Annotated in this window: 15 protein-coding genes; 6 read left to right on the top strand and 9 right to left on the bottom strand. The window is 72.9% G+C overall.

Features of this window, described 5'->3' with window-relative positions:
* Positions 1-651 precede the first annotated feature (651 nt).
* The 3 genes from IG62_RS0134370 to IG62_RS0134380 all read right to left on the bottom strand — a co-directional run bounded on the left by IG62_RS0134370 (position 652) and on the right by IG62_RS0134380 (position 4,085).
* Complete coding sequence (locus tag IG62_RS0134370) at positions 652-2,289, bottom strand: hypothetical protein (protein ID WP_030812733.1); 1,638 nt, start codon at positions 2,287-2,289, stop codon at positions 652-654.
* Positions 2,286-3,167, bottom strand: coding sequence for an ABC transporter ATP-binding protein (locus tag IG62_RS0134375; protein WP_030812735.1), 882 nt, complete (start codon positions 3,165-3,167; stop codon positions 2,286-2,288). Before IG62_RS0134375 ends, IG62_RS0134370 begins: the two co-directional genes overlap by 4 nt.
* A gap of 246 nt (positions 3,168-3,413) precedes the next feature.
* Complete coding sequence (locus IG62_RS0134380) at positions 3,414-4,085, bottom strand: bifunctional DNA primase/polymerase (RefSeq protein ID WP_030812737.1); 672 nt, start codon at positions 4,083-4,085, stop codon at positions 3,414-3,416.
* A gap of 627 nt (positions 4,086-4,712) precedes the next feature.
* On the opposite strand from IG62_RS0134380, the gene IG62_RS0134385 reads away from it, so the two are divergent.
* Entirely contained in the window at positions 4,713-6,107 is a 1,395-nt protein-coding gene (locus tag IG62_RS0134385; protein ID WP_030812739.1) for a hypothetical protein, read from the top strand.
* Positions 6,108-6,478: 371 nt separating this feature from the next.
* Entirely contained in the window at positions 6,479-8,314 is a 1,836-nt protein-coding gene (locus IG62_RS0134390; RefSeq protein ID WP_030812743.1) for a hypothetical protein, read from the top strand.
* A 162-nt stretch (positions 8,315-8,476) separates the two neighbouring features.
* Here IG62_RS0134390 and IG62_RS0134395 read toward each other — a convergent pair whose 3' ends face one another.
* The gene (locus tag IG62_RS0134395; RefSeq protein WP_030812746.1) at positions 8,477-9,832 is read right to left on the bottom strand and encodes an ABC transporter substrate-binding protein; all 1,356 of its coding nucleotides are present in this window, start codon (positions 9,830-9,832) and stop codon (positions 8,477-8,479) included.
* 171 nt (positions 9,833-10,003) lie between these two features.
* Here IG62_RS0134395 and IG62_RS0134400 point away from each other — a divergent pair, with 171 nt between their 5' ends.
* Entirely contained in the window at positions 10,004-10,462 is a 459-nt protein-coding gene (locus IG62_RS0134400) for an SCO4402 family protein (RefSeq protein WP_030812750.1), read from the top strand.
* Between the two features lie 32 nt (positions 10,463-10,494).
* Positions 10,495-11,403: a formyltetrahydrofolate deformylase gene (gene purU, locus IG62_RS0134405; protein WP_030812753.1), complete on the top strand. Its 909-nt coding sequence runs from the start codon at positions 10,495-10,497 to the stop codon at positions 11,401-11,403.
* Between the two features lie 355 nt (positions 11,404-11,758).
* On the opposite strand, the gene IG62_RS0134410 is transcribed toward purU, so the two are convergent.
* Together IG62_RS0134410 and IG62_RS0134415 are read right to left on the bottom strand one after the other, a co-directional pair.
* Complete coding sequence (locus tag IG62_RS0134410) at positions 11,759-13,393, bottom strand: zf-HC2 domain-containing protein (protein ID WP_234326863.1); 1,635 nt, start codon at positions 13,391-13,393, stop codon at positions 11,759-11,761.
* Complete coding sequence (locus tag IG62_RS0134415) at positions 13,390-14,022, bottom strand: sigma-70 family RNA polymerase sigma factor (protein WP_030812760.1); 633 nt, start codon at positions 14,020-14,022, stop codon at positions 13,390-13,392. Before IG62_RS0134415 ends, IG62_RS0134410 begins: the two co-directional genes overlap by 4 nt.
* 472 nt (positions 14,023-14,494) lie before the next feature.
* Here IG62_RS0134415 and IG62_RS0134420 point away from each other — a divergent pair, with 472 nt between their 5' ends.
* Positions 14,495-14,929: an STAS domain-containing protein gene (locus IG62_RS0134420; protein ID WP_236680199.1), complete on the top strand. Its 435-nt coding sequence runs from the start codon at positions 14,495-14,497 to the stop codon at positions 14,927-14,929.
* Positions 14,930-15,131: 202 nt separating this feature from the next.
* Here the strand turns inward: IG62_RS0134420 and IG62_RS0134425 are convergent, their stop codons facing one another.
* The 3 genes from IG62_RS0134425 to IG62_RS0134435 form a co-directional block, all read right to left on the bottom strand.
* Positions 15,132-16,343 (bottom strand): sensor histidine kinase, encoded by a 1,212-nt coding sequence (locus IG62_RS0134425; RefSeq protein ID WP_420711148.1) that lies wholly within the window; start codon positions 16,341-16,343, stop codon positions 15,132-15,134.
* Positions 16,340-17,002, bottom strand: a complete 663-nt coding sequence (locus tag IG62_RS0134430; protein ID WP_030812766.1) for a response regulator — start codon at positions 17,000-17,002, stop codon at positions 16,340-16,342. The genes IG62_RS0134425 and IG62_RS0134430 overlap by 4 nt, the downstream gene beginning before the upstream one ends.
* 490 nt (positions 17,003-17,492) lie before the next feature.
* Positions 17,493-18,500 carry a hypothetical protein gene (locus tag IG62_RS0134435; protein WP_234326864.1) on the bottom strand — a complete coding sequence of 336 codons (1,008 nt, stop codon included), beginning with the start codon at positions 18,498-18,500 and terminating at the stop codon, positions 17,493-17,495.
* Positions 18,501-19,052: 552 nt separating this feature from the next.
* On the opposite strand from IG62_RS0134435, the gene IG62_RS0134440 reads away from it, so the two are divergent.
* On the top strand, positions 19,053-20,963 hold the full coding sequence (locus IG62_RS0134440) for a serine/threonine-protein kinase (RefSeq protein WP_030812772.1): 1,911 nt from the start codon (positions 19,053-19,055) through the stop codon (positions 20,961-20,963).
* Positions 20,964-20,980: the final 17 nt, after the last annotated feature.

The raw sequence follows: 20,980 nt of genomic DNA on the forward strand, positions 1-20,980 counted from the left end.
GGCTTCCCCCGCCCCCTCCCCCTCTCCCCCTTCGGGGGAGGGGGCGGGGGGGGGGGTTGGGGGGGGGGGGTAAGCGCGAGGCAACGAGCCGCAACCAGGCAACAGGCTGCACGCAGGCAGCACCAGCCAGGCAGCGAGTTCGAGCAGCGCCAGTTCAAGCAGCCCCAGCCAGGCACGACAGCCAAGGCAGCCCCAGTTCAAGCACGCCTAGCTAGTGCAAGCACCCCAGCCAGACACCGGCAGTCAAGGCACCGGCAGAGCCAAGGCAGCGGCCTCAGGCCGCCCCACCCGTGCAGCACCAGCCAGACCGGACCAGGCCTCTCAGCCCGACCGAGCGAAGGCACCCCAAAAAACCCTGGCCGAAGTGGCCCGGCGCCCGGGCCGAAGTGACCTGACGCCCGACCGAAGTGTCCAGACACCGGCCGAAGTGGTCCGACGCCCACCCGAAGTAGTCAGAAAAGCCAGCCGAAGCGGTCAGGCGCCCACCCCAGAAAGGCCAGGAAGCCAACCGGAACGGCCAGGCGGCAAACCGGGCAGGAGACCGCCCGCTCCACGCCGCTCCACCTCGGCCCGCCCCGGCCGCCCCTCCCTCAGCCGTCCGTCAACCGCCCCTGAGCCCTTCCTCACCCCTCCTCAGCCCTCCTCAGCCTCTCACCCCTTGCTCACCGCCGCGAGGATCTCCGGCAGGCGCTTGAGAGTGCGGGGGGCCGCCAGGCGGAGGCCCAGTTCTGCTGCGCCGGTGCCGTAGAGGACACCCAGGGGCAGCAGGATCCACAACAAGTGTGAGAGGTCGGCGACGTGGAGCCAGATGGTGAGGCCCAGGAGAGGCGCACACAGGACGGCGCCTATCAGGAAGCCGCCGAAGAGGCTGAACCAGGCGATCGAACCCTGGCCCGGGGCCACGTTCTTGTTGCTCTCGGCGGGGATCGAGTACGGGAAGATCGCCGATGTCAGTGCGCCGGTTCCGATCAGCGCGCCCAGCAGGGCCAGGGAGAGGCCGTACACCTGCAGGAAGTCGGACCACGGGCCGATGAACGCGGCGGCGCCGACCGAGACGAGGGTGACGTACGGGACAGCCACCAGCGCGAGGGTGAACGCCCGGGCGCGCAGCTCCTGGTAGGCGTCGCGCGGGGTGGCGAGCGTGGAAGCGACCATCCAGAAGGCCGAGGTGTCCTGGCCGAACTGGTTGTACATCTGCATGCCGAGCAGCGCCGGGGCGGTGAACGCGGTGTAGATGCTGCCGTTGCCCTGGACCGAGGAGACGACCGGGGCCAGCAGGCCGACACCGAGGGCGGTCGCCCAGGACATCTTCGACTTGGGGTCGCGCCAGGCGTAGCGCAGCGCACGGAGCATGACCGTGCCCGTGCGGCCGCCGGGCAGCAGTCGTCCGAGCCTGCCCTCACCGCCGCCGGACCGGCGTGCGCTGTCCTTCTCCACCGCTTGGAGGGTGGAGGAGTCGGGGGACGTCATCAGGGCGGTCAGCGAGCGCTGCCACCAGAAGAGGAGAAGCGCCAGGGCTACCGCCGCGAGGGCTATGCCGGCCAGTGCGCGCCCGTAGTCGCCCTGGCCGGTGGCCTCGACCGCGCCGATCGCGGAGGCCGGCGGGAGCCAGCGCAGGACGTCCCCGAGCGGTTCCAGGACGGCCAGGCCGTCCGGGCGGCCGAGTTTCTGGGCGGCGATGTTGACGGCCTGGCTGCCGAGCGCGACGAACAGGCCGCTCAGGACGGCGAGATCACGGCCGCGGCGGCTGGTCAGCAGCCGCACCGACGCCGTGGCGATCGCGCGGGCCAGTGCCACGCACACCAGCACCACCAGGACGACCGCGAGGACGCCGACGAGGGCGGCGGCCGGCCCGTCCGCCAGCGCCACCACCGCGCCGGTCATCAGCGCCAGGGTGACGACCGGGCCGATGCCGATCAGGGACGTCACCAGCAGGGAGCCGATCAGCGGGCGTGGCCGTAGGGGCAGCATCACCAGGCGGGTCGGGTCCAGCGTCTCGTCGCCCGCCGGGAAGAACAGCGGCATCACCGCCCAGCCGAGCGTGAGGATCCCGGTCAACAGCACGGCCAGCGCGCCGACATGGACGTTGCCGCGCAGCGCGATCAGGCCCAGCACCGCGCCGGCCGCGAACAGCAGGCCGACGACGACCGAGCTGACGTACGCGACGGTGCGCCCGGCCGACTGGCGGAGTCCGTTGCGCAGCAGGGTCAGCTTCAGCCGTACGAAGACGGCGGTGAGGTTCGGTGCGGCGGCCGGGCGCGCTGCCACCGTGGTGGATTCGGTGCTCATCGGGCGCCGCCACCGCCCAGCCAGTCCAGGCTCTGCCCGGCGCCGCGGTCGTTGGCGCCGACCAGTTCGAGGAAGGCGTCCTGCAGCGTGGGGGCGGCGCCGCGGACCTCGGCGAGCGGGCCGTCCGCACGGATCCGTCCGCCGGCCATCACCGCGACCCAGTCGCACAGCGACTCGACCAGCTCCATCACATGGCTGGAGAAGATCACGGTCGCACCGGAGGCGGTGTAGCGCTCCAGTACGCCGCGGATGGTCTGCGCGGAGACCGGGTCGACGCCCTCGAAGGGCTCGTCGAGGAAGAGGATCTCGGGGTTGTGCAACAGGGCCGCGGCGAGACCGATCTTCTTGCGCATACCGGTGGAGTAGTCCACGACCAGCTTGTGCTGGGAGCCGGCGAGATCGAGGACGTCCAGCAGCTGGCCGGCCCGCTTGTCGACCTCGTCGCCCGGCAGGCCCCGCAACCGGCCCATATAGGCGAGGAGTTCGCGCCCGGAGAGGCGCTCGAAGAGCCGTAGTCCCTCGGGCAGCACGCCGATCCGGGACTTGACGGCGACCGGGTCACCCCAGACGTCGTGTCCGCCGATCTCCACCATGCCCGAGTCCGGACGCAGCAGGCCGGTCACCATGGAGAGGGTGGTGGTCTTGCCCGCGCCATTGGGGCCGACCAGCCCGATGAAGCGGCCGGCGGGGAGCGTCAGGTCGATGCCGTGGACGGCGATCTGCTCCCCGAACTTCTTCCACAGGCCCTGGATGCGGACGGCGGGCGCCCCGTCCACGGCGCGCGGGGCCGCGGACGGCCCGCCCGGCGAAGTGGCCGATGTCTGCTCGGGCGGCGCCATACCGGCCCGCACCTCGTTGTGTTCCGGCTCGTTGCCCACCGGTCCTGCCCTTCGACGTCCCCGCAGGAGCCGCCTTGACCCCCGTCCGCGTCCCACGATACGAGCGGCCACTGACAAGCCGGCGGGCGGAGGGCGTGCCGGGCAACGACCGGCCGTGCGGGGCCCGACCGGAGGGTTCGACGTCCCGTGCTGACGGTTCACCGTCTCCGTAGTTGGCCGCCCCCACGGTTCACCGTCCCCCTCGTTCAGCCCCGTCGTTCAACGCCCTCGTTCAGCGCCCGTCGTTCACCGCCCCCGGGCCGCCACCGCGTCGCGTGCGCAGGCGTACGCCAGGGGGCTGATCAGTTCCTCCGCGTCCGGCAGCCAGCGGTTGGTGGCGGTGGGGCGGCGCGCCCACTGCACGAGCCCGTGCGCCCCCACCCGGGTCGGCGGGGCGGCGATGTACTCACCCTCGCCCCGGCAGATCAGGTCGAGCACGGCCGGCGTCCAGCCCAGGCCCCGTACGAGGTCGGGCACCTTCACCGCGGCACCGGGGAGGACGAGGAAGAGCATCCGGCGGTCCGGGGTGCGGGTGACCGGGCCGAGCGTCAGACCCATGCGCTCCATACGGGCCAGCGCCAGGCAGCCCGCGGTCTCGGGCACGTCGAGTACCTCGAAGGTCCGCCCCGTCGGCAAGAGGATCGACGCACGGGGCTGCTTGCTCCACATACGGCGGACGGCGGTCGCGCTGCCGGACGCCAGGCCGGCCCAGCCGGGGGCCATGGGGTGCGCACCGGGCGCGGCGCAGGCGTCGGCGTCGCACGAGCAGCGCGGCGTCTCACCGTCGTGCTCCAGCCATGCGCCGGGGAACACGTCCCAGTGGCGTTCTTCCGCGTAACGCACCGCAGTTTCGAGCAGCTGCTCGCCGCGCTGCTTGGGGATCTGCGAGGCTCCTGTGACTCCGATGGTCTCTTCCACGCAGATGACAACTCCCCCTGTCACCAAGGGTTACGGCCAAATGGATGACCTGCCCGGCGCATCGTTCTTGCACGTGGGGCGCATGGGTGCACCGATGGGGGCGCGTATGCGGACCGGGCCCGGTGGCTGGGTAGCCACCTGTGCGACGGGCGGAGAGGCCGCCCGACGGCAGGCCGCGGTGCACCAGGGGAGCCCTGCACGGCGGCGCCGTTACCAGTGCACGGGCACCGCCGCGCCATTCCCCACCAGCAGCACACGTCTCGTGAACCGACTTCGTGACCGGACAAGCGTGACCGAATCCCGTTACCGGAACCCGTGACCGAAACTCGTGACCGAATCCTGCGGCCGAGGCTCGTGATCCCGGAAAGCGCCTTCGGAAAAGGTCTTCGGAAACCGACTTCGTGCACGATTTCGAAGCACGTCTCGTGAACCCGCGCTTCGCACGCAAGTGCTCCGGATAGCGAGCAAATCGCACAGCATCCGGCATCTGTCTGCAAAGCGTGTATCGCTCAGATCCTTCCTATCGCACGTATCCCGGATCTCTCGGATATCCGGGATATCCGTGGGGAAGCGATCCCGGGGAACGGCGTTCCACGGTGAACGCGCAGCAAACCAGGGGGTACAAGCATGGCCGCCAGGCCACTCGTCGCGCGGCAGCCCAACGAACGGCTGCAGGCGCTCATTCAGGAAGCCGGGTGCTCCAATGCGGGGCTCGCCCGCCGCGTCAACATGTGCGGGGCGGAACACGGCCTCGACCTGCGCTACGACAAGACCTCGGTGGCCCGCTGGCTGCGCGGACAGCAGCCGCGGGGCCGTGCCCCGGCCGTCATCGCGGAGGCACTGGGCCGCAAACTGGGGCGCACGGTCACCATCGACGAGATCGGGATGGCCGACGGCAAGAACCTCGCGTCCGGGGTGGGACTGCAGTTCTCGCCGACCGTCCTGGGGGCGATCGAGCAGGTCTGTGAGCTGTGGCGCAGCGACGTCGGGCGCCGTGACTTCCTCAGTGGCTCCACGGTGGCGGCCTCGGCCCTGGTGGAGCCCAGCCGTGACTGGCTCATCACCGGTGCCGACAGCCAGGTCGCACGGAACGCCGGGGCCCGGGTCGGGGTGTCGGACGTCCAGGCGGTACGGGCCATGACCACGGCGCTCAGCGAGCTCGACCACCGTTTCGGCGCCGGGCACGTACGGCCCGTGGTGGTGCACTACCTCAACAGCGTGGTGTCCGGGCTGCTCGCCGGTTCGTACCGGGAGTCCGTCGGGCGGGAACTCTTCGCCGCCGTGGCGCGTTTGACGGAACTGGGCGGCTACATGGCCGTCGACACCGGTCAGCCCGGCCTGGCGCAGCGCTACTACATCCAGGCGCTGCGGCTGGCCCAGGCGGCCGGCGACCGGGGCTACGGCGGCTACGTGCTCGCCGCGAGCATGAGCCACCTCGCCGCCTCGCTCGGCAACCCACGGGAGATCGCCCAACTCGCCCGCGCCGCCCAGGAAGGCGCCCGCGGGCACGTCACCCCGCGCACCGAGGCGATGTTCTTCGCGGCGGAGGCGCGCGGGCACGCCCTGATGGGCGACGGCCGGGCCTTCCAGGCGGTGGCCGGGCGGGCGCTCGCCGCGATGGAACGTGCCGACGCGGCCACCGAAGCGGGCGACGACCCGGTGTGGATCGCCCACTTCGACCCGGCGTATCTGGCCGACGAACTCGCGCACTGCCACCGGGACTTGGGGCAGCCCGGCCCGGCCGCCCAGCGGGCGTCGGAGGCGCTCAACGGGCATCCGGAGGGCCGGGCGCGGCGCCGCGCCATCGGCCTGCTGCTGCTGGCCGGCGCGCAGGCACAGCAGCGCGAGGTCGAGCAGGCCTGCCACACGGGCACGCAGGCCGTGGAGCTGCTGAGCGGGCTGCGGTCGGACCGGGGCGCCGAGTATCTGGAGGACTTCCAGCTGCGCTTGGAGCCGTACCGGGACGAACCAGTCGTAAGGGAATTCAGTGCACGACTGGAACTACGGGCCGCGGCGGCATGATCCACGCTCGGGGCGCGTCCAGTGCGGCACGGAGGCTGCTCTGCCGGACGGAGTCGGGTTCGTCGGCAGGTGTGTCGCCGGATGCGTCGCCGTAGTGGTCGCCGGTTTCTCGTAGGACACCGGACGGGCCGTCGATCACGGCCCGTCCGGTGCGCGCCCCCTTTCCCGTCCGGTACGCGCCCCGTTCCTTCGGGTGCGCGGTGGGGCGGAAGGGGGTGGTGACCAGGCGACGTGGTCGAACGTTGCTGCGACCCGGTAGCGTGCAGCCGACGATTCCGTAGGTCTGCACGTTGGTAGGAGTCACGGTGACGCAGGGCGGACAGGGTCACGACCCGCAGAATTCTGCGGCCGGTCCCGCGCGAGAGGGCATTGTGCTGCCCGCTAACGGTGAGCCGTACATCCCCGACCAGCAGGCCGCTCCGTCGGCGGGGCAACCCTGGGGCCAGCCCTGGGGCCCCGGCCAGCAGGCCGCTCCCGCCCCGCAGAACGCTCCCGCCCCGCAGCTGTACGGGCAGGCGCCTGCCCAGGGCCAGAACTACGGGCAGGAGCCGGGAGCAGGACAGAACTACGGCCAGGCCCCCGGACGGAACTACAGCCAGGCGCCGGGGCAGAGCTACGGCCAGGGATCGGGGCAGAACTACGGCCAGGGGCCGTCGCAGGGCTACGGGTATCCGCCGGCGCAGGACGCGGGGGCCCCGGTTCCGGGTGCACCGGCTCAGGGGGCGCAGGCTCCGGGCGCGCAGGCTCCCCTGCCGCCCCAGCAGCCCGGCGGGCAGGGATTTCCGCCGCCCCAGGGCCAGCCCCCGGTGCCGCCCATGCCGCCGTCCATGCCCCAGCAGGCGCCCGCCCCGCAGCTGCCTCCGCAGCAGGCGCCCGGCCAGCCGCCTGCCCCGCAGCCGTACGACCAGCAGCCTTACGGGCAGCAGCCCCCGCAGCAGTCCCAGCCCCAGGCGCAGCCCGGGCAGCTCCCGACGTCCTCCGGTGAGCTGGTGCGGGCCACGCCGCAGGCCGGTGCGCCGCTCCCGCCCGCCACGGGCGACGCCGAGGCCACCACGGTGATCCCGCCGTTCGACGCCCGGTCCGGCGGCCCCGGTGGCGCCGCCCCGCTGCCTCCTGAGGCGGCGTCGCGCCCGGAGAGCCCCGACGAGTCCACCACCATGCTCCGGGCCGTGAAGCCGGGGCAGGGCAGGCCGCAGGGCCAGGGCCAGCCGATGCCCGGTGCCGGCGGCGGAAGCGACTCCGAAGCCACCCAGCTCATCCCCCCGGTGGGCGCCGGTGCGCCCACCCCGCCTCCTGGCGCGCCGTTCGGCATCCGACCGGGCGCGCCCGGCGACCGCCCCACCCCCGCCGAGTTCGACGGCCTGTTCCGTGACGGGCCGGCGGCGGCCCCGGCGGGCGCCCCGGACGCCACCGCGCAGCTGCCCCGTTTCGAGGACCCGGGCCGGCCCCCGTACGGCGGCCAGGGCGGCCAGGGGTACGGCCAGCAGTTCCCCTCCGGCGGCTACGACCAGCAGGGCCCGTACGACCCGCAGGGCGCGTACGACGACGAGGACGGCGGCGGACGGCGCCGGCGGCTGGCCCCGATGGCGATCGTCGGCATCGTCATCGTGGCGCTCGCGGGTGCCGGCCTCGGTGTCGGCTGGGCGCTGAGCGGCGGCAGCAGCGACGACACGGCGCAGAAGCACGGCTCCGGCGGCAGCAACAGCACCGAGGCGGCCAAGGAGTCGGAGGCGCCGAAGGCCACCACGGACCCCGCAGAGGCCCAGGCGAAGGGCCTGGACGCCCTGCTGGGCGACAGCAACAACAGCCGGTCCTCCGTGATCGGCGCGGTCAACAACATCAAGTCGTGCAGCAACCTCGGCAACGCGGCGAAGGACCTGCGGGCCGCGGCCGGACAGCGCAACGACCTGGTCAAGCGGCTGCAGCAGCTGCCGGTCGACAAGATCCCGGACCACGACCGGCTGACCGCGGCGCTGACCAAGGCGTGGCAGTCCTCGGCCGCAGCGGACAACCACTACGCGGCCTGGGCCGGCCAGCTGGGCGGCAAGAAGGGCTGCCACAAGGGGCGGGCCCGCGGCACCAAGCAGGCCGTGCAGGGCAACGCAGCCAGCAGCCAGGCCACGCAGGCCAAGAAGCAGGCGGCGCAGCTGTGGAACCCGCTCGCCCAGAAGTACGGCCTGACGGAGCGCCGCCCGGAACAGCTCTGAGCCGGTGGACGGCGCGGGACGGCTCCTGACGTCAACGGACGGCTCGCGACGGCTCCTGACGTCAACGGACCGCTCGCGACGGCTCCTGACGCCAACGCACGTGCGCGCTCAGCAGCATGTGCGTGCTCAGGGTTACGCGCGAGCTCAGTGGTGCGTGCGAGCTCAGTAGTCGTCCGTACGACGGCGTTCCAAGGTCCTGGTGACGTTCACGAACCCGCCCTGGGCGGAGACCAGTTCGCCGTTCCGCACCACCTGGTACGTCACCATGCCGTTCACGATGCGCGGGAAGTCCTGGACGGCGAGCATGTCGTCGTCGCGCCAGCGCAGCTTCGGGGTCAGGCCGCCGGTGTCGATGGCGTGCTCGCCGCGGTCGAGGGTGGTCTGCAGGTCGTGCGGGGTGATGTCGGTCACGCCCGCGTCGTCGAGCTGCTCGATCAGTGAGTGCAGCACCGTATAGGCGATCCAGGTGGTCTGCACCCCTTGGTCGGCCGGATCGATGCGGTTGTCGTCGAAGGCGTAGTCGGTGATGACCTTCCGCATCGGCCGCCAACGGGGGTCGTCAGCCACCGGGTACCAGCCGGTGATGTCCGCGCCCTCCAGCGGGCCCGAGGTGCCGCCCGAGCGGTTCACCAGCGCCTGGCCGACGCTGCCGAGGACGGACGCGACCCGCACCTTGGGGCTGTCCTCCTGGAGCCGCCGGAAGGCGTCGAAGAACGCGTCCGTGTGGTCGCCGAGCGACGCGGCCACACACGCGCCGGGGGCCTTGCCGCCGGCCTCGGCCGTCCCGTAGACGGCCGGATCCGCGCCCACCTGGCGCAGGGCCTGGGTCACCTGGGGCGAGTAGTCGGTGCCGTCCTCGGGCGCTTTGATGTCCTTGGCGGGGTGCCGGCTGCCGCTCTGCAGGCCGGAGTCGAGCAGGGACGGCATCTGGTCGCCCTGGATGGTGTCCGGGCGGACCAGTGCGACGCGCTTGCAGTCGGCCGCCAGCTGGCGGCCGTTGCCGGCGAGCAGGGACGCCTGGCCGCCGTTCACCGGGTACGACAGCGGGCTCTGGAACTCCTCGTCGGAGGCGCCGTAGCCCCCGATGAACGGGATGCCCTTGACCTCCAGGGGGGACATGAACGAGCGGCCGAACTGGCTGTAGGAACCGACGACGGCGACCGCGCCCTCGTCCACCGCCCGTTGGGCGCACTGCGCGGCGGCCACCGAGTCGTTGCGCTCGTTGCAGGTCAGCACCCGTAGTTGGTGGCCCCGGATGCCGCCGCGTGCGTTGACCGAGCGGGCGTACGCCTGGGCCATAGCCGGCATTCCCGGCATATTGGTCGCCCGGGTGTCCTCCGGTGCCCAGGTCATGACCGTGACCGGCTCCCGCTCCCCGGAATTCCCCACTCCGGGGAGGGAGCCGCAACCGGAGAGCAGCGACGCGATGGCCGCCGTACATGTCACCGCCGCGGCGATCTTGACCGCGGGAGCGTGGGGCAACGAGGGGCGGGGGGAGGAGCGTCGCCGTCCGGTCATGGCACCGCAGCCTTCCGTCCTGCTCGGAACGCCTGAGTGACGAAAGAGCAACGGATGGTGACGTGACGGTGAACTCCGGGGGGCCGTGCGAGATCGTTCGTGAGGAACGTACGATCGAATGCTGTGCAAGGTTCGGAGAAGTCTTCCCGTCGCGGCCGTCGCTCGACCACCATGGGCGGCATGCCACTCAACGACATGCCGTGGTGGCGCTGGCGCTGCAATGTGCGCTCCGCGCTGCACATGCTCTCCGACCCCGCGTTCCACCAGGAGACCTGGCTGGCCGGACGGCCTGGATACGGGGACGTCACCGACGCCGTCTACCGGCTCGTCGAGGACACCTGGCTGGACAACTGGTCCGCCGACAAATACGTCGGCACGATCTTCCGGGACGCCCAGGAGGCCCAGCTGGTCGACGCCGCCGTCCTGAGGGTGCTGCGGATCATGCACCAGGTAGGCGCGGACGCCCCGGTCGCCGCCTACATGGCGCACCAGGGCTGGGCCGAGGCCGTACAGGCGGCCCGCGCGGCCCATGTGCACATGGCGACGGCGGACGGCGAGGACCCCGATGCGCCGCCGCGCTCGCTGGAGGTGCTGGCCATCATGACGGGCGGCGCGGACGCCCCGGTCTGACCTGCTCCGCAGGTATGCGACCCTATGAGGTCATGAGCGAGTCGCAGTCCACCCAGCCCGGTCGAAACGGTCGGAACGATCAAAGCGATCGGAACGATCAGTACGTGCTCACCCTGTCCTGCCCGGACAAGCAGGGGATCGTGCACGCGGTGTCCAGTTACCTCTTCATCACCGGCTGCAACATCGAGGACAGCCAGCAGTTCGGCGACCACGACACCGGGCTGTTCTTCATGCGCGTCCACTTCAGCGCGGACGCCTCGGTGAGCGTGGACAAGCTGCGGGCGAGCTTCGCGGCGGTGGGCGACTCCTTCGGCATGGACTGGCAGATCCACCGGGCCGACGAGAAGATGCGGGTCGTCCTGATGGTGTCCAAGTTTGGGCACTGTCTCAACGACCTGCTCTTCCGCTCCCGGATCGGCGCGCTGCCGATCGAGATCGCGGCCGTGGTCTCCAACCACACGGACTTCGCGGAGCTGGTCGGCTCGTACGACATCCCGTTCCACCACATTCCGGTCACCCGCGACACCAAGGCGCAGGCCGAGGCGAAACTGCTGGAGCTGGTGCGGGCGGAGGGCGTCGAACTGGTGGTGCTCGCCCGCTACATGCAGGTGCTCTCCGACGATCTGTGCAAGGCGCTGTCCGGCCGGATCATCAACATCCACCACTCCTTCCTCCCGAGCTTCAAGGGCGCCAAGCCGTACCACCAGGCGCACGCCCGCGGCGTGAAGCTCATCGGTGCCACCGCGCACTACGTGACCGCCGACCTCGATGAAGGCCCGATCATCGAGCAGGAGGTCGAACGGGTCGGCCACGAGGTCACCCCGGACCAGCTCGTGGCCATCGGCCGGGACGTCGAGTGCCAGGCCCTCGCCCGCGCCGTGAAGTGGCACAGCGAGCGCCGCGTGCTGCTGAACGGCAGCCGGACGGTGGTCTTCGCGTAACGGTGGGGGCGCGTAACGGTGGTCTTCGCGTAGCGCTGAGGGGCGTGCAACGGTGGTCTTCGCGTAGCGCTGGGGGCGTGTAAGGGTGGTCTTCGCCTGAGCGGGGCCGTTGTTGTTCACCTAGGGGGAGTCGAACAGATCCCGTAGGGGTTCGACGGGCCCCCTGCTGGGGCCACAACGTGGCAAGGCGGGGAAGTATTCCCGGGGGCGGTGGCGGGGAAGTATTCCCGGAGCACGGTATTCCCGGGGCCCGGCCGCAATTCCTGGGGCCCGGCCGCACCGGCGTAGGCGTAAGCGCGGGCGCGTGCCTGCCAGCGCGCGCCCGCGCCGTTGAAGATTTCCTCCCGGTCGTCGTTCAGAGGCGGGACAGGGACGCCGTGGCGAAGAGGACCTCGCGGATGGCGTCGCGTTCGCCGTGTTGGCCGGCCGCGGCGTCCTCGGGGGAGATGTGGCCGGCCGCCAGCTGGCAGAACTCCGCACTGTCCAGGGCGATATGGGCGACGGTGTGGTCGGGCGTGCCCAGTGCGCCCGGTGAGTCCAGCGCTATGTACCAGTGGCCGCCGCCGTTGCCCTCGACCTCCAGGTGGAGCGTACGGCCCGGGGCGCCGGCCTCCACCAGCCGCTGCGGCGGGGACGCCAGCCCGGCCCGGCGGCGGTCGGCCAGTGCGCTGGGCAGCAGCCGGGCGGCGAGGTCGACCATGCGGTTCAGGTGCGCGGCGGCCGGGGCCTCGTACGGATAGTCCACTGCGTCCGCGATGTCCCCGGCGTGCACCCAGCACTCGAAGGCGCGGTCCAGGAACGCGTCGCGCAGCGCGAGGCGGAAGTCGCCGTAGGGAACGGCGAGTTCGGCGACCTTGCCGCCGGCGAACGACACCTGTCTCATCAGGGCGTAGCTCTGCTCGCGCCACGGCTCATGGGTGGCGAGCGGGCTGCCCGTGCCACTGCAGCCGCGCCACAGCGTCTCCGTGCGGATCAGCGGGTCCGGGGTGCCCGGCGGAGCTGCCGTGCCGAGCGGGTCGGGGAGCCCGAGCGCGGTCGCGACCAGGCCGTCCACCGCCATCAGATGCCCTATGACGCCGGCGACCGTGGTCTGGCGTTCCACCGGGCGTTCGCCCTCGAACCAGCGCAGCCGCACCGGTGCGCGCCACTCCGCCTCGCCCATGTCGCGCAGGAGGGCGTCCAGTTTGGCGGTCTCCGCGTCGTACGGCGCCGCCCACTGGGGCACCGGGATACGCGCCGGACGGCGGCCCAGACAGCCCTCCAGCACCCGGGAGCGCAGCAGTGGGTCGAGGTCGAGGCTGTCGGCGGGGTGCAGCAGGCCGACCGCGTCCCGCAGTCGCACCGCCTCGTCGGCGCAGGAGGCGCAGTCGGTCAGATGCGCCTCGACGGCGGCGGTCTCCTCGGCGGAGCAGGCCGACAGTGCCCAGGCGCCGAGCAGCGACTTCAGGACGCGGTGCGGCGGGGCGGACGCCGGGCCCGGGAGTGGGGCGGGCGGGGCGGCGGGGTCGGTCATGGGCTCGGCTTCCGGGGCACGCGAGGAGTGCTCGCGCGGGGCGGCTGCGCGCGGTGGTTCCGCGGGCGGGGCTTCGGCGTCAGTGGGTCCGCCCGTATTGCTTGTGTTGCCTGTGTTGCCTGTGTTGCTTGTGTGGACCGGACTGTCTGCGGTGCCTGCGTCACCTGCACCGTCACCTGCACCGCCCTCTGCATCGTCAACCGGATCGGCGGACGGATTGCCGGAGAGGTCGCCGTGCGCTTCGGCGGCCGGGTCGCGGAGCGGTACGGGCGGGGCGGGCACTACGGGTGGCACAGGCGTCACGGGTGGCACGGGCGGCACGGGCGGTACGAAGGGTTCGGACGGTGGCGGAGGCGCGGGGGTGGCGTCGGGGAGCGGGCCGTGGTCCTCGGCGGCGGGGCGCGGTGCCGGTATCCGCGGCCGTTCACCGGGGCCGCTGGGCAGCTCGGGGCCGTCCCACTCGTCCGGGCCGTTCACAGTGCCCGTCCGTGGCCCTGGCCGGGCGGGGCGGCGGTGCCGGGGGCGGAGGACGCGTAGGCCGAGCGGCGGGTGGGCGGCAGGGCGGTGGCGTTGTGGGCGGTGGACAGCAGCTGCAGGCCCAGGCGCAGCCGGCGGCGGGCCTCGTCCTCCGTGACGCCGAGGTCGGCGGCGGTCTGGCGGTAGTCCCGGCGCTGGAAGTACGCCAGCTCCAGGGCGGCCCGCAGGGGTGCGGGCATGGACGTGACGATGTAGTCGGCGCGGGCGGCGGTGGACGCCTCGCGGATCTTCTGCTCCATGTCGGCCTGCGCCGGGGCGTCGTCGCCGTCGCGGGCTCCGGCGGCCTCGGTCTGGCGGAGTCGCTGGACGGCCTGATGGCGGGTGAGGCCGGCGATCCAGGACCGCAGCGGGCCCTGCTTGGGGTCGTAGGAATCCGGGTCTTCCCAGATGGCGGCGAAGACTTCGCGGGTGATGCGGTCGGCGGCGTCCTCGTCCTCCAGGACGCGGTAGGCCAGGCTGTGCACGAGCGAGGCGAATCGGTCGTAGAGCTCGCCGAGCGCGGCCGCCTCGCCGCGGGCGAGCCGCTGCTGCATCCGCCTGTCCCAGCGCGGTGGCGCGTCGTGTCCCATCGGACCCCCATCCCTGCCCGTCGCCTGCGGGCTCACACCTCAGCCGTCACTCCAGCGCATCTGTACACCTTCATGCCCGGAACGGTGGGCACGATCACGGAAACCTCCGTGCCTCGAATGTAATGCGCGGGTCTGACAACACACGCTCCTTTGCGGCAAATCGAACCTTGCGGGGGATGCGGGTGGTAAGGGGCTGACGGCCCGGGCCCCGGCGAGAAGCGGCCCCGGAAAACGCTGGGAAGGCGCTCGGAAGGCGCCCGGGAGCGGTAGTGGGGCGCTGGAAGGTGCCCGTTGCTGATCGTTCGTGCGCGTATGAGGCGATGTGTTATCCGGGTGTGACCAGAGGTGGGCGGAAAGTTGCCGCCCCTGGGGCATAGCCTTGGGCGTGAACGGCCTGTTACGTCCCACGGCTACCGCCGGGAACCAGGATGAGTTTCAGGACACCGAGGCCGGGCAGTCGAGCCGGGGAAGGATGAGTTCCGGATGTAACCGGGCGCATCCGGTCCGAAAGCGAGCGAAAGGCTTCGAGCGCGTGTCGTTGAAGGTGGCAGAGGACGCACAGGGCCCCTGGGCCGTACTCCAGGTTTCGGGTGAGATGGACCTGGTCACGTCTCCTGCGGTGCGCCAGCACGTGCACGATGCGGTGGCCGACGGTCGCAGATCCCTCGTGCTCGATCTCTCCGAGGTCCGTTTCTGCGATTCCAGCGGGGTCGGCGTGCTGATCGCCGCCCGCCGGCTGATGCGCTCGTGCCAGGGCCGGCTGCGGCTGATCCTTCCCGCCCAGGGCGCCGTCGACGGCTCGCACGTCAACCGGGTGCTGGCCGCACTCGGCGTCCGCCGGCTCTTCGAGGTCTACCCGGACCTGTCCACCGCCGTCGACGAGGCCGCCGCACCGCTCTCCGCCTGAGACGCCAGCCCGAGCCTCGGCCCCGAAGCCCCCACCCCGAAAGCGTCCGAGGGGACGAAACGGCGCCGCCCGCCGGCCCGCCCGGTCACCACCCGGCGCGCCCGGTCGCCACCCTTCCCACTTTCAGCCCTTCCCACTTTCAGCCCTTCGCGCCTTCAGCCTTTCGCGCCTTCAGCCCCTCGCGCCTCCAGCGCTCCCCCGTTCACCCCGCCCCGTACGGGAATTCCGCCCGTACCACGAAGCCGCCGTCGGAAGTGTGCCGCGCCTCCAGCGTTCCGCCCAGGCTCTGGGCGCGCTCGCGCAGCCCCACCAGGCCGTGCCCGCCGCCGGGCAGGACCGGTGCGGTCGCCGTCGCGTCCGGCGGCCCGTTGCGGATCTCCACCCGCAGTCCCGGCCCGGCCTCCCCGCAGACCTCGTCCGCCGGATCGACCCGGACCTGCACCCGCGCCCCGGGCGCGTGCTTGCGGACGTTGGTGAGCGCCTCCTGGACCGTGCGGAAGGCCGCCCGCTCGACCGTCTTCGCGCCGCCCGTACCGGCCACCACCCCGCGCTCGTACGTCACGTCCAGCGCGCTCATCTCGATCAGCCGCGGCAGCTCCTCCAAGTCGGGCTGCGGCGCCAGTCCGCTCGCCTCGCCGCCGTCCCCGCCGTCCGCCCGCAGCACCCCCACCATGTGCCGCAGCTCCTCCAGTGTCCGCACGGACAGTTCACGGATCGTCCGGGCGCCGGCCCGCGCCGCCTCGTCCTCCGTACTGACCTGCACGGCACCCGCCTGCAGGCTGATCAGGCTGACCTGGTGGGCCACCACGTCGTGCATCTCCCGGGCCAGCCGGGCGCGTTCGGTGGTCTTGACCCGGTCCGCGAGCAGCCGGTCCTCGCGGCGCAGGCTGCGGGTCAGGTCCTCGACGCGGGAGGCGAGTTCGCGGCGGGTGCGCACCAGCAGGCCCAGCGCGATCGGCGCGGCCGAGGTGACGCAGGCGTCGATGAGCACCAGCGTGTTCTCGCGGTACGCGGTGAGTTCGAAGTCGGAGATCGGGTACGGCAGGAAGTGCGCGGCGATCAGCAGCACCGCGCAGATCCCCAGCCGCCGCCGGCCGGGGCGCCGGGCCGCCAGGGTGTAGAGCCCGATCATCGGCGCGAACCAGATGTAGCCGATGTACAGGCCGGGCAGCGTCACGAGGAAGACCAGCAGCGGAAAGCGCCGGCGCAGCAGCAGGGCGGTCGCGGCGACCACCGAAACGCCCAGCTCCAGGGCGAGTTCCAGGCCGTTGACCAGCACCGCGTCGGCGATCGCCAGCAGCACCGGCACGACCACGGGCGCGATCCGGCGCAGCCGCCGCCCCCACCTCCCGGCCGCGAACGCCCGCCACCGGGCCGCCCCGCGGGCGAGCGGCCGCCCGCCGCCGGCACTCACCACGCCCCCCGGGGGGCCCCGGACACCAGGCCCGCACGGTCGGCGACGATGGCCGCCTGGATGCGGTTGATGCCCCCCAATTTGCTCAGGACGGCGCGGACATGGTCCTTGACCGTACTGGGCGCCAGTCCCATCCGCCCGGCTATCTGGGCGTTGCCCAGCCCCTCGCCGAGCAGCGAGAGCACCTGCGACTCCCGCGGTGTCAGCCCGCTGACCGCCCGGGCGGCCGCCGCCTGGTCCTCGGCCGTCAGATAGCCGCCGATCACGGCCCGGGTCACGCCCGGGTCCAGCACGCTGCCGCCCGCCGCCAGTGTCCGTACGGCCCGCACCAACTGCTCGGGATCCGAGTCCTTCAGCAGGAAGCCGGCCGCGCCCTCGCGCAGCGCCGCGGTCAGGTACTCCTGGGCGTCGAAGGTGGTCAGCATCGCCACCGCCGGCGGCTCGGGCGCGGCGCGCAACTGCCGCAGCACGGTCAGCCCGTCCACGTCCGGCATCCGGATGTCGAGCAGCACCACCTCGGCCGCGCAGCGCAGCACGGTCTCCACGGCCTCGGCGCCGCCGCAGTCCGCGACCATCTCGATGTCCGGGGCGGTCCCCAGGATCATCCGGAGTCCGGATCTGACCAGCCGTTCGTCGTCCACCACAGCGACACGGATCACCGGCCGCCCCTTTCTGCCTTCTGCTGGTTCACACCCGTTTCCGAGCCCGCGGAACCGCCCGGCGCTGCGCGACTCCGTACCTCTGTCCCGGTCCCCGCCCTGCGACGGACCCGGACCCCCGCCGAGCGGCGGGGGTGAGCCCGGGACCTCGGGAGGATGCCATGCGGGCCGCCTCACGGGCAGAGTGGTCCACATGCTGCACCACTGAAGAGGCCACAAGCCCAGGACGCGTTGCAGTTCACATCGGCGGCCGCCGCGACCCCCACACGCGGCGGCCGCTGCATGGCGTGGCGGGGGCGGTTCGGAGGGGGATCTCCCCCGCACCGCCGGAACCCGCCCAACGCCCCTGACGCTCCGCACGCCGCTGACGAAGCTCCTGCGCCCCTCATGCCCCTTACGGGCACCCTTCGCCACGGGGAACTACGGGGGACTACGCGGGAACTACAGGGGACCACGCGGGAACTACGGCGAACTCCCGACGCCGGAACCCCTACGGGCGTCCCGCCCCCGCCGCCCGGAGTCCCTCCGCCCGCAGCCCGCCGTACGGCCCGAAGCCGCGGCCGGTCGCCAGCACCACCACCGACGTCATCGCCGCTAAGCCGTACGCCGTGGTCGCCATCGACAGCGCGCCCTCGGTGGTCTCGAAGGACCGGTTGAAGAAGTCCGTGACGGTCAGCCACACCACCGTCCGCACGGTCAGATACAGCTCGACCGCCGCGAACACCAGCAGCGCGCCCCGTACGTCGTGCCGTCCCCGGAAGGCCAGCACCCCGAGGACCAGCAGCACGGCCACCGAGCCGACGGTGGTGAACTCGATGGACGACTCCAGGTCGAGCGTGCCGTGCACCGACCCGTCCACCACCCCGCGCAGATAGCGCACCACGTCCGTCCCGCCGGCCGTCAGATCGCGCCCGGTCCAGCCCAGTCGCGCCAGGCCCATCAGCAGGAACAGCACCCCGCAGACCCGCGACGGGCGGCGCCACGCGGGGTCCGGGTCAGCGGCCCGCGGTCCCGCTCCGGCCCTGCGCCGGTCCGTGGCGGGGAACATCACGGCCAGTACGACCAGCGCCACCACCAGCCCCAGCCCGCGGGTGGCCAGCGTCCAGCCGCCCAGCGGGTCGTCGCGGTACTGGTCGCGGTAGGCGGTGTCGAAGAGGCCCACGCCTTCCCGCAGCGACAGAGCGAGCAGCAGGAAGCCGGAGAGCAGCGCCGCGGAGCGGGCCACCCGCCGCTGGGCCAGCGCCAGGCCCGCGACCACGAGGAACACCACCGTGAGGGACCACTCGTAGGGACCGAGGATCTGCAGGACGGGGGAGGCGCCCGGGTTGAACAGCCCCTCCAGGAAGTCGCCCAGGGTGCCGTCCGACTGGACGATGCCGTAGACGGTCCAGGCAGCGAGCGTGCCGCCGTAGAGCGCCAGGCACAGTGCGGTGGCGAGGTAGGCGCCGCTGTGCTCGGGGGCGGCGCGGCCGGGGTCGGTGCCCGGTCGGACGTCCACCGTTCCGCCGTCCTGCATCATGCTGACCGACCCCCGCTCCGCGTGCCGCAGCCGCCGTACCGGCCGTTCCCGTACGGCAGCCTCACTGTGTCAAGGACGGTGGGAGAGCCGGTGGAGGTTCCACCCCGTGTGTCGTGCGGGCCGGTTGGTGTGTTCAGCGCACTTGTCGTGCGGTCGCCGCGACGAAGTCCGGATGCCCCGGCGGGTCGCGGACCGCATGCCGCGGGACGCGCCGGAGGACTGCCGGTCGCGGGTCCGGGGGAGTTCGGCCCGCGGTGAGCACCTCGCCCGCGCGAGCACACCGGTCCGGCCGGCCGCCCGGCTCCGGAGGCCGTGGACGACGCCGGAACCGGCAGGGGTCAACGACTGCCGCGATGCGCGCAACGACTGTTCCCGCGAGGGCAGTTGATCATGCCGGTGCGCTGCGTCGACCACCCGCGAGCCGGCCCCACGGGCCGTCGGTGCAGGTCAGCGGCGGGGCGAGGGGATGCCGTCGCCGCGGTGGGGAGCCGCTCCCGCCGGGCGGGGGGCGGTGCGGCAAGATAAGGGGGTATGGGGATCTTCGGGGGCGAGGGCCGGCTGATCGGCGGTCGGTACCGTCTGGGTATACGGCTGGGCCGCGGCGGCATGGGCACGGTCTGGCGGGCCACCGACGAACTGCTGGGCCGCCAAGTGGCCGTCAAGGAACTGCACTTGGACGAGGCGACCGCCGAACCCGAGGCGCGGGTGCAGCGCGAGCGGGCGATGCGCGAGGCGCGCACGGTCGCCGGGATCAAGCACCCGAACGTGATCGTCGTGCATGACGTCGTCGAGCAGGACGGCCGGCCGTGGATCGTGATGGAGCTGGTGGAGGGCCTGTCGCTGGCCGACCGGCTGCAGAGCGGCGGCCCGGTCGCGCCGCGCGAGGCGGCCCGGATCGGCGTGGCCCTGCTGGGCGCGCTGCGCGCCGCGCACGCCCGTGGAGTGCTGCACCGCGACCTCAAACCGGCCAACGTCCTGATGGAGTCCGGCACCGGCCGGGTCGTGCTCACGGACTTCGGCATCGCCCAGGTGCCCGGCGTCACCACGCTGACCGACGCCGGTGGTTTTGTCGGTTCGCCGGAGTACACCGCCCCGGAGCGGATGGCCGGCCGGCAGACCGGCCCCGAGGCCGACCTCTGGTCGCTGGGCGTGCTGCTGTGCGCCGCGCTCAACGGGGAATCGCCGTTCCGCCGCGACTCGCTGGGCGGGGTGTTGCACGCCGTCGTCTACGACGAGATCGAACTCCCCGAGTCCGCCCGGCCGTTGCGGGCCGTGCTCGGCGGCCTGCTGGAGCGCGACCCGGACCGCCGGATGGGGCTGACGGAGACGGAAGCGCTGCTGCGCGGCTACCTCCACTCGGGCCGCGCCCCGGAGCGCGACCCGGCCGGCCCGGCCGTCCCCGGCACACCAGCGGCCCAGGGCGCACAGGCAGTCCCCGGGACGCCGTTTCCGGGCCCGCAGGTCCCCGGTACGCCGTTTCCCGGCACCCCGCCCCTCGGTGCGCCGGGCGGCCCCGGTACCCCCACTCCGCCGCACGGCCGCCCCGTCAGCGGGCCGCCCGGTGCGCCGCTGCCCGGCGATCCAGTGCTCGGTGGCCATCCGCCCGCCGAGGAGCCCCTGGCCGCCGCCCCCGCGCCCCTGGGCCACGCCTCCGGCGGCCCCGGCAGCGGGCGTCCCGGCGGGCGGGCCCCGGGAGCGCCGATCCGCGACGCCCTCGACGAGCGGGCGCTGGCCGCGGCGGCCCGCCCGCACACCGGCCGGACCCGTACGGCGCTGCTGATCGCGCTCGCCGTCGTGGTGATCGCCGGCGCCGGCGCCGGCATCACGGCCCTGCTGATGCGGCAGGACGGCACCGACGAGGCCGCCGGCCGGGGCGGCCACCCCGGCCACTCCCAGCAGGCCTCGCACACCGGCCCGACGAAGGACGCCCGGCCCGGCGCGCCCCGCCCCACGGTCACCGTCACCTCCGCACCCTCCCCGGGCGCCACCGGAGGGGTCCCGGACGGCTACCGCCTCGTGCGGGATCCGGTCGGCTTCGCGCTCGCCGTACCGGTCGGCTTCACCCGCTCCTACGAGCACGACCGGGTCTACTACTCCTCGCAGGGCCGGCGGTTCCGGATCGGCGTCCAGCTGCAGAAGCGGGTGCCGGAGGGGCCGATCGGCGCGATGCGCACCGCGGACGCCGAGGGCCCGGCGAACTACCGCGGTTACCGGTCGGGCCAGGTCACCGAGACCACCCACAACGGACTCCAGGCGGGACTCTGGGAGTTCGTCTGGGACGGCAGTGCGGCGGACGGCGGCTCGCGCTACACCTACGACCTCAGCTGGGACGAGAACGGCCGGATGATCGACGTGTGGATCTCCTCGCCGGTCGGCTCGCGCACCGAGGCCAAACGTCACTTCGACACCGCCCTCGACGCCTTCCGGCTGACCGGGACGTGACGGCCGAAGGTCCGTCC

Source organism: Streptomyces sp. NRRL S-337, from assembly GCF_000720175.1.
GTDB classification, from domain to species: Bacteria; Actinomycetota; Actinomycetes; order Streptomycetales; family Streptomycetaceae; genus Streptomyces; species Streptomyces siderophoricus.